Source organism: Pseudomonas syringae group sp. J309-1 (assembly GCF_032582135.1).
Classification (GTDB): domain Bacteria; phylum Pseudomonadota; class Gammaproteobacteria; order Pseudomonadales; family Pseudomonadaceae; genus Aquipseudomonas; species Aquipseudomonas quasicaspiana.
Genome location: NZ_JAWHNU010000033.1, coordinates 32,487 through 47,553, shown reverse-complemented (window position 1 = coordinate 47,553; position 15,067 = coordinate 32,487). Strand labels below are relative to the sequence as shown.

Sequence of the window (15,067 nt, the reverse complement as noted above, 5' to 3'; positions counted from 1 at the left end):
ATCAACGGCGAGTACGTGCCGCAGCATCTGAGCGAAGAGGATGTGGCGAAGAATGCCCAAGGTACGTTGAGGTTGGTTCCAGGTAACTGATTTGTGGGAGCTGAGCTTGCTCGCGATTGGGCTGGACGCGATCTAAAGTGAACCGCATTCATCCTCATCGCGAGCAAGCTCGGCTCCCACAAGGTCACCTACATGCTGAAGATCATCACACCGGCGCAGCCGCGCGGCGTGGGTCGGGTTGTTTGTAGCTATCAGCCGCGCTTTCTTCGATGGCTTGCTGGATGGCTTTCTTGCGCTGTTGCTCGGCACGGCGGCTGAAGAACCAGACCAGGAAAGTTGCGCACGAAACGGCCAGCAGAATCAGGCTCGCGACGGCGTTGATTTCCGGCTTCACGCCCAGGCGTACAGCGGAGAAGACTTCCATCGGCAAAGTGGTCGAACCGGGACCAGAGACAAAGCTCGCCAGTACCAGATCGTCCAGCGACAGGGCGAAGGACATCATGGCCCCCGCCGCCAGCGAAGGCGCGATCATCGGGATGGTGATCAGGAAGAACACCTTCCAGGGCCGCGCCCCAAGGTCCATGGCGGCCTCTTCGATGGACAAGTCCAGCTCACGCAACCGCGCCGAAACCACCACGGCCACATAAGCCGCGCAGAACGTGGTGTGAGCGATCCAGATGGTGACGATGCCGCGCTCTTGCGGCCAGCCGATCAACTGGGCCATGGCCACGAACAGCAGCAACAGCGACAGACCGGTAATCACTTCAGGCATGACAAGCGGCGCTGTCACCAGCCCACCGAAAAACGTGCGGCCTTTGAAGCGTGTGATGCGGGTCAACACGAACGCTGCCATGGTACCCAGCGCTACCGCTGCAATCGCCGTGTACGTGGCGATTTCCAGAGAGCGCATCACCGAGCCCATCAGTTGCGAGTTATCCAGCAGCCCGACATACCAGTGCACCGACCAGCCACCCCAGACCGTCACCAGTTTGGAGGCGTTGAACGAGTAGATGACCAGAATCACCATCGGCGCGTAGATAAACAGCAGGCCAAGGACCAGCATCATGTTCGAGAATCGAAAGCCTCTCATGCCCTGCCCTCCAGCTCTTTGGCCTGACTGCGGTTGAACAGAATGATCGGCACGATCAGGATCAACAGCATGATCACCGCCAACGCCGAAGCCACCGGCCAGTCACGGTTGTTGAAGAACTCTTGCCACAACACGCGGCCAATCATCAGGGTCTCCGGCCCACCCAGAAGCTCAGGAATAACAAATTCACCAACCACCGGAATGAACACCAGCATGCAACCCGCAATGACGCCGTTCTTGGACAGCGGCACGGTGATCTTCCAGAAGCTGTTGAAGTTACTCGAGCCCAGGTCAGACGCCGCCTCAAGCAGGCTTGCGTCATGTTTAACCAGGTTGGCGTACAGCGGCAGGATCATGAACGGCAGGTACGAATACACCACGCCGATATAGACGGCCAGGTTGGTATTCAGGATCTGCAAAGGCTCGTCGATCAGGCCCAGCCACATCAGGAACGCATTGAGCAGCCCGTTATTGCTGAGGATGCCCATCCACGCGTACACCCGGATCAGAATCGCGGTCCAGGTCGGCATCATGATCAACAGCAACAGCACGGTTTGCAGTTCCTTGCGTGCGGTCGCAATGGCATAGGCCATCGGGAAGCCGATCAACAAGCACAGCAAGGTGCTGAAGAACGCCATTTTCAGCGAGCCCAGATACGCCGAAATGTACAGATCATCGCCTGTCAGCAACGCGTAGTTGGCGAAGTTGAGGATGACCTCGAACTTCTGCTCGGCGTAGCTGAAAATTTCGGTGTAGGGCGGAATCGCCACGTCAGCTTCAGCGAAACTGATCTTGATGACGATCAGAAACGGCAAGGCGAAGAACAGGAACAGCCAGAGGAACGGTGCCCCAATGACGAGCTGCCGGCCGTTGGGGGTTATCCGCCCCAGAGCACGCTTGATTTTGCGTATCTTCATGAGCGCAATACCACGCCGCTGTCGTCTTCCCACCAGACAAACACTTCATCGCCCCAGGTCGGTCGTGTGCCTTGGCGCTCGGCGTTGGCAACGAACGACTGCACCAGCTTGCCGCACGGCAGTTGCACGTAGAACACCGAATGGCCGCCCAGATACGCGATGTCGTGGACTTTGCCCCGCGACCAGTTGTATTCGAAGCTCGGCTGCTCAGTGGTGACCAGCAGTTTCTCCGGACGCAACGCGTAGGTGATGTGCTTGTCTTCCACCGACGTCGTTACGCCGTGACCGACGTAGATATTGCGCTCCAGCTCGGGGCTGCGAATCAGGGCATGACCTTCCATGTCCTCGATCACTTCGCCTTCGAACAGGTTGACGTTACCAATGAACTCGCAGACCAGACGGCTGGTCGGGGTTTCGTAGATATCGATTGGGCTGCCGATCTGAGCGATCCAGCCCAGGTGCATGATCGCGATGCGCTCAGCCATGGTCATGGCTTCTTCCTGGTCGTGGGTCACCATCACGCAGGTCACGCCGACCCGCTCGATGATCTCCACCAGTTCCAGCTGCATCTGCGAACGCAGTTTCTTGTCCAGCGCGCCCATCGGCTCGTCGAGCAACAACAGCTTGGGTTTCTTCGCCAGAGAACGAGCCAGCGCCACCCGCTGACGTTGACCGCCAGACAGTTGATGAGGCTTGCGACGCGCGTACTGGGTCATCTGCACCAGCTTGAGCATTTCAGCCACGCGCTCGGTGATTTCGGCTTTGGGCAGCTTGTCCTGCTGCAGGCCGAACGCGATGTTCTGCTCCACCGTCATGTGCGGAAACAGCGCGTAGGACTGGAACATCATGTTGATCGGACGCTCGTACGGCGGCATGTCGGTGATATCGACGCCATCGAGGAAGATCCGCCCTTCTGTCGGCCGCTCGAAACCGGCCAGCATGCGCAGCAGCGTTGACTTGCCGGAGCCGGAGCCACCCAGCAAGGCGAAAATCTCGCCCTTGTTGATTTGCAGGGACACGTCGTCCACGGCAATCGTCTCATCGAATTTCTTCGTGACCCGATCGATTTTGACCAGCACCTGCTTGGGTTGCTGATCGCCTTCGAGTGATTTCTTGTAGGCGCCGGAGGCAACTGCCATGGGTGAAACTCCCAACTGGTTTTGCAGCCCGGTCTGCATGACCGGGCGCGGGGGCTTTATTTACCGGATTTGATTCGGGTCCAGCTGCGCGTCATGACACGCTGAATCTTCGGCGGCAGCTCGGAATTGACGTACAGGCGCTCCTGCACTTCCTTGGACGGATAGACCGCCTCATCTGCGCGAATGTCCTTGTCCATGAATTCGTCGGAAGCCGGGTTCGGGTTGGCGTAACCCACTTCGTCACTCACTTGCGCGATGACTTTAGGCTCGAGCATGTAGTTGATGAATGCGTGGGCCTGCTTGGTATTTTTCGAGTCCGCAGGGATCGCCAGCATGTCGAACCACAGGTTGCCGCCCTCTTTCGGGATGCTGTAGGCGATGTTCACGCCCTTGCCTGCTTCCTCTGCCCGGGACTTGGCCTGGAACACATCGCCCGAGAAACCGGCCGCTACGCAGATATCGCCATTGGCCAGATCGGTGATGTATTTAGAGGAGTGGAAGTAGGTCACGTAAGGACGAATCTCCATCAGCTTGGCTTCGGCCTTTTTATAGTCGGCTTCGTTCGTGCTGTTGGGGTTCAGGCCCAGATAATTGAGCATCGCCGGGAGCATTTCATCGGCAGAATCGAGCATGGCTACGCCACAGCTCTGCAGCTTCTTGATGTTTTCAGGTTCGAACAGCACCGACCAGGAGTCGATCTTGTCGACACCCAATACCGCTTTGACTTTCTCGACGTTGTAACCGATGCCGTTGGTGCCCCACAGATACGGCACAGCGTACTGGTTACCCGGATCGTTTTTCTCCAAACGCTTGAGCAGCGCCGGGTCGAGATTCTTGTAGTTCGGCAGCTGGCTCTTGTCGAGCTTCTGGAACGCGCCCGCTTTGATCTGCTTGCCGAGGAAGTGGTTGGACGGCACGACAACGTCATAGCCCGTGCGGCCCGCGAGCAGCTTGGCTTCCAGGGTTTCATTGGAGTCGAACACGTCGTACATCGGCTTGATGCCGGTGGTTTTTTCGAAGTCTTCGAGGGTGGTTTTGCCGATGTAATCGGACCAGTTATAAATATGCACGGTGGGTGCGGCGTGCGCTGCGACGGTAGCTGTCAGCGTGGCGGCGGCGAGCATGGATTTGGCAAATAAAGAAATAGACACGTGAACAATCCTTTTTGAGGTGGGGTCTGGTGCCCGTGTCGGAAAGTTGAGCAGATCAGGTCGGAAAAATCCGGGGGCGCAACTTACCGTTGTTGACCGCGTATCGCAAAAAAACTTTATGTGACAGTGCCTTGGACTTACCTGTAGGAGCTGCCGAAGGCTGCGATGCAATGTCTCTGACACACCGCTATCGCAGCCTTCGGCAGCTCCTACAGGTTTTCCGTCAGCCGGGATTATTTACCCGACTTAATCTTGGTCCAGCTGCGGGTCATGATCCGCTGGGTGGCGGCTGGCAAGTCAGCGATGGCGTAAAGCTTGGCAAGCACATCAGCAGGTGGGTAAACACCCGGGTCGCTGGTGATGTCTTTATCGACCAGGGCCGTTGCCGCCGAGTTACCGTTCGGGAAGCGGACTTCGTTGGTGATCTCGGCCATGATTTCCGGCTGCAGCAGGAAGTTCATGAACTTGTAGGCACCGTCGACGTTTTCCGCGTCTTTAGGGATTGCCACCATGTCGTAGAAGCTGCCAGCACCTTCTTTCGGAATGTTGTAGCTGACTTTCACCTTGCCACCGGCTTCTTCAGCGCGGGATTTGGCCTGATAGATATCGCCCGAGTAACCCACGGCGACGCAGATGTTGCCGTTGGCCAGGTCGGAGATGTATTTCGAGGAGTGGAAATAGCCAATCGAAGGACGGATTTTCATGAACAGCGCTTCGGCTTCAGCCAACTGTTTCTTGTCCTGGCTGTCGGTTGGATAACCGAGGTAGTGCAGGGCAATCGGCAGCATTTCGGTTGGCGAATCGAGGAAGCTGATGCCACAGGATTTCAGCTTCGCGGCGTTCTCTGGCTTGAACAGCAAGTCCCAGGAATTGACCGGAGCGTCGGCACCCAATGCGGCTTTGACTTTGTCCGGGTTGATACCGATACCAATCGAACCCCACATGTACGGGAAGGCGTGCTTGTTGTCCGGGTCGCTGACCGACACGGCTTTGAGCAGGTCGGTGTTCAGGTTTTTGTAGTTGGACAGCTTGGACTTGTCCAGCGGCTGGTAAACCCCGGCTTTGATCTGCTTGGCCAGGAAGTTGTTCGACGGCACGACGATGTCGTAACCGGACTTGCCGGCAAGCAGCTTGGCTTCCAGGGTTTCGTTACTGTCGAACACGTCGTAAACGACTTTGATGCCCGACTCTTTTTCGAATTTGGAGATGGTGTCCTTGGCGATGTAATCGGACCAGTTGTACACGTGCAGCACTTTGTCGTCGGCCTGCGCAGCAGCGGCCACGACACCCATGAGGGACAAAGCGAGGAGGGTCTTGCCAAATTTCTTCATGTGTACAACTCCAGTGTTATTAGGTAGCGGCTTCTAGCCATTAGTCTGGCAATTTCCGGGGCACGCTTTCAAGCTTTCATGTGGGAGCCGGGCTTGCCCGCGATAAGGCTGGACGCGGTTCACTTTAGATCGCGTCCAGCCTTATCGTCCGAATGCGGCCCAGACCAAGCCCGGCTCCCACAGTTCAAGACCGGCCTAACCTTGCAGCTCAGCCAGCGTCAGATCCAGGCACTTGCGGGCTTTCTCGACCAACTCATCAATTTCCGCAAAACTGATCACCAGCGGTGGCGCGATAATCATGGTGTCGCCTACAGCCCGCATAATCAGGCCATTGTTGAAGCAGAAGGTTCGACAAATCATGCCAGCCCCTTTGCCGGTGTAACGCTCGCGGGTTGTCTTGTCCTTGACCAGCTCAATAGCCCCCAAAAGACCCACACCACGGACTTCACCCACCAGCGGATGATCGCTCAGCTCACGCAGACGTTTCTGCAAGTATGGTGCCGTTTCCGCATTGACGCGCTCGACGATTTTCTCTTCGCGCAGGATGCGAATATTCTCCAGCGCCACGGCCGCAGCCACCGGATGCCCTGAATACGTAAAGCCGTGATTGAAGTCGCCGCCTTCGTTGAGCACCGCCACCACATCGTCACGCACAATCAAACCGCCCATGGGGATGTAACCCGAGGTCAGGCCTTTGGCGATGGTCATCATGTCCGGCTTGAGGCCGTAGAAGTCGCTACCAAACCACTCACCCGTACGGCCAAACCCACAGATCACTTCGTCGGCGACGAACAGGATGTCGTACTTGTCGAGGATCTCTTTGACCTTAGGCCAGTAGGTATCAGGTGGCACGATAACGCCGCCCGCACCCTGAATTGGCTCGGCAATAAACGCACCGACGTTGTCCACGCCCAGTTCGAGAATTTTCTTCTCCAGTTGCTCGGCAGCCCAGATACCGAACTCGTCCGGCGTCATGTCACCGCCTTCACCAAACCAGTACGGCTGCGGGATATGCACGATGCCCGGGATCGGCAAGTCGCCCTGCTCGTGCATGTAGGTCATGCCACCCAGGCTTGCGCCCGCCACCGTAGAGCCGTGATAACCGTTAATCCGACTGATGATGGTTTTCTTGTTCGGCTGGCCTTTGATTGCCCAATAGTGGCGAACCATGCGCAACATGGTGTCGTTGCCTTCCGAGCCGGAACCGGTGAAGAACACATGGTTCATGCCTTCAGGGGCGATTTCGGAGATAACTTTGGCCAACTCCAGCACCGGCGGGTGAGCCGTCATGAAGAACAGGTTGTAGTAAGGCAGTTCGCGCATCTGCTTGGCGGCTGCATCGGCCAGTTCTTCGCGGCCATAACCGATGGCGACACACCATAGGCCGGACATACCATCAAGGATCTTGTTGCCCTCGCTGTCCCACAGATAAACCCCGCTTGAGCGGGTGATGATCCGCGGGCCAACCTCTTTGAGTTGCTTGTAATCGCTGAACGGGGCCAGGTGATGCTCACTGCTCAAGGCCTGCCATTCGAGGGTTTGCGGGTTTTTGGAACTCATTACACAACTCCATATGCTTTTAGCTTGTAGTGCTTAAGAGCATCCAAGCTGGAACACGGTTTTGATGTGGGAGCGAGGCTTGGTCTGGGCGGCATTCCGACGATAAGGCTGGACGCGATTCACTTGAGTCCGAGGTGTTCTTATCGTCGGAATGCCGCCCAGACCAAGCCTCGCTCCCACAGGTCCAGCGTTCACTTCAGATTTGGGTGCCTTGTATCAAACCGCAAACAGCAGGAACTCGCGCTCCCACGAACTGATCACGCGTTTGAAATTTTCATGCTCGGCACGTTTGACCGCGACGTAGCCCTTGATGAATTTCTCACCCAGGTATTTCTCGACGGTCTTGCTGTTTTCCATCCGCTCCAGTGCATCTTCAATGGTCAGCGGCAGACGCAGGTTGCGCCGTTCGTAACCACGGCCGACGACCGGAGCGCTCGGGTTGATGTGTTCAACCATCCCAATGAAACCGCACAGCAGACTCGCGGCAATCGCCAGATAAGGGTTGGCGTCGGCGCCGGGCAAGCGGTTCTCCACACGACGGTTCTGCGGGCCGGCATCCGGGACACGTAAGCCAACCGTACGGTTTTCTTCGCCCCACTCAACGTTTACCGGTGCGGAAGTATCGGGCAGGAAGCGGCGGAACGAGTTGACGTTGGGCGCGAACAGCGGCAACAGCTCGGGAATCAGCTTCTGCAAGCCGCCGATGTGCTGCAGGAACAGCTCGCTCATGGTCCCGTCTTCGTTGGAGAAAATGTTCTTGCCGGTCTTGATGTCGATGATGCTCTGGTGCAAGTGCATGGCGCTGCCAGGCTCGCCCGTCATCGGTTTGGCCATGAACGTCGCTGCGACATCGTGCTTGAGGGCAGCTTCGCGCATGGTGCGCTTGAATACCAGAATCTGATCGGCCAGCGACAAGGCGTCACCGTGACGGAAATTGATTTCCATCTGCGCCGTGCCGTCTTCATGGATCAGCGTATCCAGGTCGAGATTTTGCAGTTCGCACCAGTCGTAGACGTCTTCGAACAGCGGATCAAACTCGTTGGCTGCTTCGATGGAGAACGACTGACGACCTGTCTCAGGACGCCCGGAGCGCCCGACTGGCGGCTGCAACGGGTAATCGGGGTCATCGCTGCGCTTGGTCAGGTAAAACTCCATCTCCGGCGCAACAATGGGCTGCCAGCCTTGATCGGCGTAGAGCTTGAGGACTTTCTTCAAGACGTTACGCGGTGACAGCTCAATGGGGTTGCCCTGCTTGTCGTAGGTGTCATGGATGACCTGCGCGGTGGGCTCGATGGCCCAGGGCACTACATAAACCGCGTTGGCATCCGGACGGCAGAACATGTCGATGTCTGCCGGGTCGAGCAATTCGTAATAGATGTCGTCTTCGACGTAGTCACCGGTTACCGTCTGCAGCAATACGCTCTCCGGCAAGCGCATGCCCTTCTCGGCAATGAATTTGTTGGTGGGAGAAATCTTGCCGCGAGTGATCCCGGTCAGGTCGGCAATCATGCATTCGACTTCGGTGATCTTGTGTTCTTTCAACCAATCGGTGAGCTGGTCGAGGTTGGTACTCATAAATACCTCAGGTGGTCAGAGTCCTGATCGCGAATCAGGCGTTATTTGACGCATCGGCGTCGCGTTGTAGTGCTCGTTTACGGCAGGCATCGCCAAACGCCTGGAAGATGACAAGGTAATCAGGGTTCGCTGTAACTTGCCACTCGGGATGCCATTGCACGCCCAGCGCAAATCCCGGACTGTCCTGGACCGAGACGGCCTCAATCAAGCCATCGGGCGCGAGGGCCTCAACCCGCAGACCCGGTGCCAGACGCTCGATACCTTGTCCATGAATCGAATTGACGCGGATTTCACTCGCCAGCCCCAATGCATCCAGCACACCACCCTGCTGAACGCGCATGGAATGACTGGGCGCGTACTGGACTTCTACCGTTTCATTGTCGGGTTCACGATGATCCATGAAGCCTTCAGTTTCATGGACACGCTGATGCAGGCTGCCACCAAACGCCACATTCATCTCCTGAAAACCACGGCAAATGCCTAAAACCGGAACACCAGCTGCCACGGCAGCACGAATAAGCGGTAAGGTGGTGCGGTCGCGTTCGGGATCATGAGCAGTACCCGGCGCACTGGCTGGGCCACTATAGTGGCAGGGTTCGACATTGGAAGGCGAACCGGTGAACAGCAGTCCATCGAGACTGGAAAGAATGTCAGCGGGGTCCAGCAAGGGGCCAAGTGAAGGCAGAATCAACGGCATGCCCTTGGCAGCCACTGCTACCGCGCGGACATACTTGTCGCCAGAAACATGATAAGCATGATGACCGATCTGCTTGGTGCAGGCGGTGACGCCGATCAAGGGCAGGCGTGACATGGGACCCCCGTGTTGTTGCTGTTCTGGGTTGCAATCGAGCTTAGCCTTGTTCGTTTTTTTACACAACAGGCCTTTAGAAATCGAACAGGCACCGTGAAAGCCCCGTAATCCGTAGCCTTCCGCTGTCAAATACTTGCCCTGAATTGCGGCAAAAACGGCCTTTTTGCGCCCTTTCGGGGCAAGGGAAGGCTCTATTGACTTCATCATGGCTTTCGGATTGACTGAAACCCGTAAAGCTCAATGATTGATATTTTTAACAACAAAGGTGTTGCATCATGTCGGTACCCCCGCGTGCCGTTCAGCTTAACGAAGCGAACGCGTTCCTTAAGGAACATCCTGAGGTTCTGTACGTTGACCTTCTGATTGCAGATATGAATGGTGTGGTGCGCGGCAAGCGCATTGAACGCACCAGCCTCCATAAGGTTTACGAGAAGGGCATTAACCTGCCTGCCTCTTTATTTGCCCTGGATATCAATGGCTCGACGGTCGAAAGTACCGGCCTGGGTCTGGACATCGGTGATGCTGACCGAATCTGCTATCCAATCCCCGACACCCTGTGCAATGAGCCTTGGCAGAAGCGCCCTACCGCGCAATTGTTGATGACCATGCACGAACTGGAAGGTGACCCGTTTTTCGCTGACCCGCGCGAAGTGTTGCGCCAGGTCGTGACCAAGTTCGACGAAATGGGCCTGACGATTTGCGCCGCTTTCGAGCTGGAGTTCTACCTGATCGATCAGGAGAACGTGAACGGCCGTCCGCAACCACCCCGCTCCCCGATTTCCGGCAAACGCCCGCACTCGACACAGGTCTACCTGATCGACGACCTCGACGAATACGTCGACTGCCTCCAGGACATTCTGGAAGGTGCCAAGGAGCAAGGGATTCCTGCTGACGCCATCGTCAAGGAAAGTGCTCCGGCCCAGTTTGAAGTCAACCTGCATCACGTTGCCGACCCGATCAAAGCGTGCGACTACGCGGTATTGCTCAAGCGCCTGATCAAGAACATCGCCTACGACCATGAGATGGACACCACCTTCATGGCCAAGCCTTACCCGGGCCAGGCAGGCAACGGCTTGCATGTACACATCTCGATCCTGGATCGCGATGGCAAGAATATCTTCACCAGCGAGGATCCCGAGCAGAACGCCGCGTTACGTCATGCCATCGGCGGTGTGCTCGAGACCCTACCGGCACAGATGGCGTTCCTTTGCCCGAACGTCAATTCGTATCGCCGGTTTGGTGCTCAGTTCTATGTGCCCAACTCCCCGAGCTGGGGCCTGGATAACCGTACCGTGGCCGTACGAGTACCAACCGGCACTGCCGACGCGGTGCGTATCGAGCACCGTGTTGCGGGTGCCGACGCCAACCCTTATCTGTTGATGGCTTCTGTTCTGGCGGGCGTGCATCACGGCCTGACCAACAAGATCGAACCAGGCGCGCCGGTATCGGGCAACTCTTACGAGCAGAACGAACAAAGCCTGCCCAACAACCTGCGCGATGCTTTGCGGGAGCTGGACGACAGTGAAGTCATGGCGAAGTACATCGATCCTAAATACATCGATATCTTCGTCGCCTGCAAGGAAAGTGAGCTGGAAGAGTTTGAACACTCCATCTCCGACCTTGAGTACAACTGGTACCTGCATACCGTTTAACGACTGATGTGAACAGTAAAAACGCCGCATAACCGAAAGGTTGTTCGGCGTTTTTTTGTGTGGAGCTTGCTCCGTCTCAACCGCCCTCTTCGTCAATCAATGAGCTCCAACAGATGTGCGATGTGATCCCCGGGGGAGCGAATTCATTCGCGAAAGCATTGGATTCATCACCGCTGTACAATCTCCGCAGCCCCGCCCACGAGATCGCCACATGACCCGCCCTGTCACGCCCCGCAAACCCCGCGCAGCCAGTCAGGCCCGGATCGACTCGATCCTCGATGCCGCACGCGAGTTGCTGGCAGCTGAAGGTGTCGCAAGCCTGTCGATCTACAGCGTGGCCGAACGGGCACAGATTCCGCCGTCATCCGTTTACCACTTTTTTGCCAGTGTTCCCGCCCTGCTGGAAGCACTGACGGCTGATATCCACGCTGCCTTTCGCGCCAGCCTGCAAGCGCCCATCGAACACAACTCGCTCAAGAACTGGCGTGACCTGTCACGCGTCGTCGAACAGCGCATGCTGGACATCTACAACGCCGACGCGGCTGCTCGTCAGTTAATCCTCGCCCAGCATGGCCTGACCGAAATCACTCAGGCGGATCGTCAGCACGACATCGAACTGGGGCACTTGATGCTCGAGGTCTTTGAGCGACACTTCGCGCTGCCGGTATTACCGGGCGATGTTGACGTGTTCGCCCTGGCCATGGAGCTGGGCGACCGGGTGTACGCGCGCTCCATGCAACTGCATGACGAAATCACCCCACGCATGGCGGAAGAAGGGATGCGGGTGTTTGATGCGTATATCGGGCTGTATTTACCGCCCTGCCTGCCGAAAAGAGAGCAGCCCCTGACGGCTTGATTTTCACGCAGGAGTCGGCGACTCGTCCCGGACACGCGTCAACGTCTGCGCCAGCATCTGCTGCAATGCCTGTAATACCGGATCGTGCTTGCGCTGGCTAAAACGCAACACGTTAGCCACTTCTGGCAACGGCATACTGCGCTCGAACAAATGATTGATCTCGACGCGTTTATCGACATTGCTCGCCGTCACCAACCCGATGCCCAGGCCCGCCGATATGGCCGACAACACGCCCTCAGTCGAGGGGCACTGCACCGCCACCTTGCAGCGAATGCCTGCTACCTGAAGACGATCCTGCGCCAGATTGCCGTAGAAACATCCTGCCCCGTAAGTCACGAGAGAAACCGTCGTGTCAGGGCTGTATTCCCAACCGGCAGGCACGCACCAGTTCAGCCGCTCACTCCACAGCAAGTGATCCTCAGTACTCAACCCGTGAGCGAAATCCTGATGCAAGGCCAGATCCAGCGTGCCGTTGATCAACGACTCGCGCAGCGCCTGACTCTGCTCGACGACGACACGAACGTCGACATTGCCGTGCTGCCTGGAGAACTTCGCCAATATCGGTGACAGCTGGGCGAGCGAAGCCTGCTCGGTTACGCCCAGTCGGACAGTGCCTTCAAGGGTAGATGGCGCAAACAGCGCCAGCGCTTCGTCGTGGGAATTGAGGATGCGCCGCGCATGAATCAGCAACTCGGCACCGTCGCTGGTTGCAACCAGACGCTGACCTTCACGACAAATCAGCGGACGTCCGAGCTGTTTCTCCAATCGCTTGATCTTCCAGCTGACCGCCGACTGAGTGAGGTTCAGGCTTTCGGCTGCGCGGGTCACACTGCCCAGCTCGACAATGCTGCGTAGAGCCCGGAGTACGTCGATGGGGAGGCGTTGATTCATGTTTTCTTGTGGTTACCCAAGTGTGTGGGAGCAGAGCGTGCTCGCGATGCAGGCGACGCGGTGTGGCATCTAAACCATGGTGTCCTTATCGCGGGCAAGCCCGGCTCCTATCAAACATCACTCCAATAATGGATTTGAAACGCGGACCTTGTAGGAGCTAACTTGTTGGCGAAGCGGAATTTCTGACGATGCGGGTCCGACGTCTCGCCAACAAGTTGGCTCCTACAGGTCACCCGTTTGCTGCGCGACAGCGCGGTGTCAGGGATACCGGGACATCAAACATCCCTTCAATAATGGATTTGAAACACGGACCTTGTAGGAGCTAACTTGTTGGCGAAGCGGAATTTCTGACGATGCGGGTCCGACGTCTCGCCAACAAGTTGGCTCCTACAGGTCACCCGTTTGCTGCGCGACAGCGCGGTGTCAGGGATACCGGGACATCAAACATCCCTTCAATAATGGATTTGAAACACGGACCTTGTAGGAGCTAACTTGTTGGCGAAGCGGAATTTCTGACGATGCGGGTCCGACGTCTCGCCAACAAGTTGGCTCCTACAGGGTCATCCGTTTGCTTAGCGACAGCGAGGTGTCAGGGATACCGGGACCACTCCCACAGAGAATGCAGAACATCAGCATGACAAAAATCGAATTCCAGAAGCATAAGTTGTCATTGGCGTCATGAAAACCCCTTCGATACGCTGAATCCGTCATCAACGTCTCGGAGACCTCGCTCATGAACAATCCGCTGCTCAATCAACAGGTGATCATCGACGGGCGACGTATCGCCACTGGCTGCCACGGCGAAGGGCTGCCGGTTGTCCTGCTGCACGGCACGCCTGCGCACTCGATCATCTGGCGCAACGTCGTCCCCGAACTGGTGGCTGCCGGGCTGAAAGTGCACCTGTTCGATCTGCTGGGTTTTGGGGCATCAGAGTTTCCGCAAAACCAGGACACGTCAGTAGCAGCCCAACGGATCCTGTTGGAACAGTTGCTGGATCACTGGGGGCTGAAGCGCACGCATGTGATCGCCCACGACATTGGTGGAGGCGTTGCGCTGCGGTTGGCAATCGAAGCACCTGAACGCTTCTTGTCCCTGACCATTGCCGATATCGTCAGCTATGACTCGTGGCCATCTGCAAGCTGGCAGCACATCCGTGCGCACTACGCAGAACACGCCGTAATGGACGCAGACGAACACCGGCAATTAATGATCCGCCAACTGCGTATGGCGGTTTTCAATAAGAGCATCATGGAAGGCGAGTTGCTTGAGGCTTACCTGGCACCGATCACCGGCCTCATCGGCCAGCAAGGCTTTTACAAGAATCAGGTCGCGCATTACGACTCGCGCTACACGGAAGACTTCGCGCAACGCCTGCCCGAGCTGAACATTCCGGTGCAGATCCTTTGGGGTGCCGAAGATGAATGGCAGCCATCAAGTTACGCCCACCGCTTGCACGGCGACATTCCCGGCTCGACGCTGCAGCTCATCGACAATGCGGGTCATTTTCTGATGGAAGATCAACCGCTGATGTTCGCCGAGAAGGCCAGTGCGTTTATCCACAAACACGGATGAGTTTTCCGTCGCCACCGCGCTATGGTGCGGCAACTCGGTTCAATGTGGGAGCGGTGCTTGCCCGCGATAAGGTCGACGCGGTCTGAAGGCTAAATCGCGGTGTTCTTATCGCGGGCAAGCACCGCTCCCACACAAACGCGTCTATTCAGTGGTTTATATTTTGTGTTTGATGGGACCAAGCCAGGCGAAGTGTTTGTTGTTAGATATCGCGGTGTCGCCAGAAGCAAAAAACCCCGGAGGGCATTCACCGTCCGGGGTTGTTTTTTGCGCATCGGTCACAGCTTGGCGATGGAAACCTCGGTGGATTTCACGAACGCGATCACTTCACTGCCTACCACCAGCTCCAGCTCTTTTACAGAGCGGGTGGTGATGACGGAAGTCACGATACCCGAAGCAGTCTGCACGTCGATTTCCGACAGTACGTCGCCTTCGACGATTTCCTTGATGGTGCCTTTGAACTGGTTACGAACGTTGATGGCTTTAATAGTCATGATGATCTTCCTGTGTGGGTTTGATGGCTA

The 15,067-nt window shown here is 56.8% G+C and carries 13 protein-coding genes; 3 read left to right on the top strand and 10 right to left on the bottom strand.

The genetic code is table 11. The annotated features are described in order from the left end of the window. Window positions 1-205 precede the first annotated feature (205 nt). The 8 genes from RX972_RS17785 to RX972_RS17750 form a co-directional block, all read right to left on the bottom strand. A complete protein-coding gene (locus tag RX972_RS17785) occupies window positions 206-1,090 on the bottom strand; it encodes an ABC transporter permease subunit (protein ID WP_027900691.1) in 885 nt (294 codons plus the stop codon). Next, on the bottom strand, window positions 1,087-2,007 hold the full coding sequence (locus tag RX972_RS17780; protein ID WP_122397864.1) for an ABC transporter permease subunit: 921 nt from the start codon (window positions 2,005-2,007) through the stop codon (window positions 1,087-1,089). Before RX972_RS17780 ends, RX972_RS17785 begins: the two co-directional genes overlap by 4 nt. Beyond that, the gene (gene potA / locus RX972_RS17775) at window positions 2,004-3,146 is read right to left on the bottom strand and encodes a polyamine ABC transporter ATP-binding protein (protein ID WP_027900693.1); all 1,143 of its coding nucleotides are present in this window, start codon (window positions 3,144-3,146) and stop codon (window positions 2,004-2,006) included. Before potA ends, RX972_RS17780 begins: the two co-directional genes overlap by 4 nt. Window positions 3,147-3,202: 56 nt before the next feature. Continuing rightward, on the bottom strand, window positions 3,203-4,297 hold the full coding sequence (locus RX972_RS17770) for a polyamine ABC transporter substrate-binding protein (RefSeq protein WP_122397865.1): 1,095 nt from the start codon (window positions 4,295-4,297) through the stop codon (window positions 3,203-3,205). Between the two features lie 233 nt (window positions 4,298-4,530). Next, window positions 4,531-5,628, bottom strand: coding sequence for a polyamine ABC transporter substrate-binding protein (locus RX972_RS17765; RefSeq protein WP_027900695.1), 1,098 nt, complete (start codon window positions 5,626-5,628; stop codon window positions 4,531-4,533). A gap of 195 nt (window positions 5,629-5,823) precedes the next feature. Beyond that, a complete protein-coding gene (locus RX972_RS17760; RefSeq protein ID WP_316877500.1) occupies window positions 5,824-7,188 on the bottom strand; it encodes an aspartate aminotransferase family protein in 1,365 nt (454 codons plus the stop codon). A gap of 216 nt (window positions 7,189-7,404) precedes the next feature. Further along, window positions 7,405-8,763: a glutamine synthetase family protein gene (locus tag RX972_RS17755; RefSeq protein WP_027900697.1), complete on the bottom strand. Its 1,359-nt coding sequence runs from the start codon at window positions 8,761-8,763 to the stop codon at window positions 7,405-7,407. Between the two features lie 34 nt (window positions 8,764-8,797). Beyond that, window positions 8,798-9,574, bottom strand: coding sequence for a gamma-glutamyl-gamma-aminobutyrate hydrolase family protein (locus RX972_RS17750; RefSeq protein ID WP_316877509.1), 777 nt, complete (start codon window positions 9,572-9,574; stop codon window positions 8,798-8,800). A 275-nt stretch (window positions 9,575-9,849) separates the two neighbouring features. Between RX972_RS17750 and RX972_RS17745 the strand changes: the two genes are divergently transcribed. Together RX972_RS17745 and RX972_RS17740 are read left to right on the top strand one after the other, a co-directional pair. Then, window positions 9,850-11,226, top strand: coding sequence for a glutamine synthetase family protein (locus RX972_RS17745; RefSeq protein WP_099267909.1), 1,377 nt, complete (start codon window positions 9,850-9,852; stop codon window positions 11,224-11,226). A gap of 211 nt (window positions 11,227-11,437) precedes the next feature. Next, on the top strand, window positions 11,438-12,082 hold the full coding sequence (locus RX972_RS17740; RefSeq protein ID WP_316877499.1) for a TetR/AcrR family transcriptional regulator: 645 nt from the start codon (window positions 11,438-11,440) through the stop codon (window positions 12,080-12,082). A 3-nt stretch (window positions 12,083-12,085) separates the two neighbouring features. Here RX972_RS17740 and RX972_RS17735 read toward each other — a convergent pair whose 3' ends face one another. Then, window positions 12,086-12,973 carry a LysR family transcriptional regulator gene (locus tag RX972_RS17735; protein ID WP_316877498.1) on the bottom strand — a complete coding sequence of 296 codons (888 nt, stop codon included), beginning with the start codon at window positions 12,971-12,973 and terminating at the stop codon, window positions 12,086-12,088. Window positions 12,974-13,706: 733 nt separating this feature from the next. Here RX972_RS17735 and RX972_RS17730 point away from each other — a divergent pair. Next, window positions 13,707-14,546: an alpha/beta hydrolase gene (locus RX972_RS17730; protein WP_316877497.1), complete on the top strand. Its 840-nt coding sequence runs from the start codon at window positions 13,707-13,709 to the stop codon at window positions 14,544-14,546. A 275-nt stretch (window positions 14,547-14,821) separates the two neighbouring features. Here the strand turns inward: RX972_RS17730 and RX972_RS17725 are convergent, their stop codons facing one another. Beyond that, window positions 14,822-15,037 (bottom strand): molybdopterin-binding protein, encoded by a 216-nt coding sequence (locus RX972_RS17725; protein WP_020291765.1) that lies wholly within the window; start codon window positions 15,035-15,037, stop codon window positions 14,822-14,824. Window positions 15,038-15,067 lie beyond the last annotated feature (30 nt).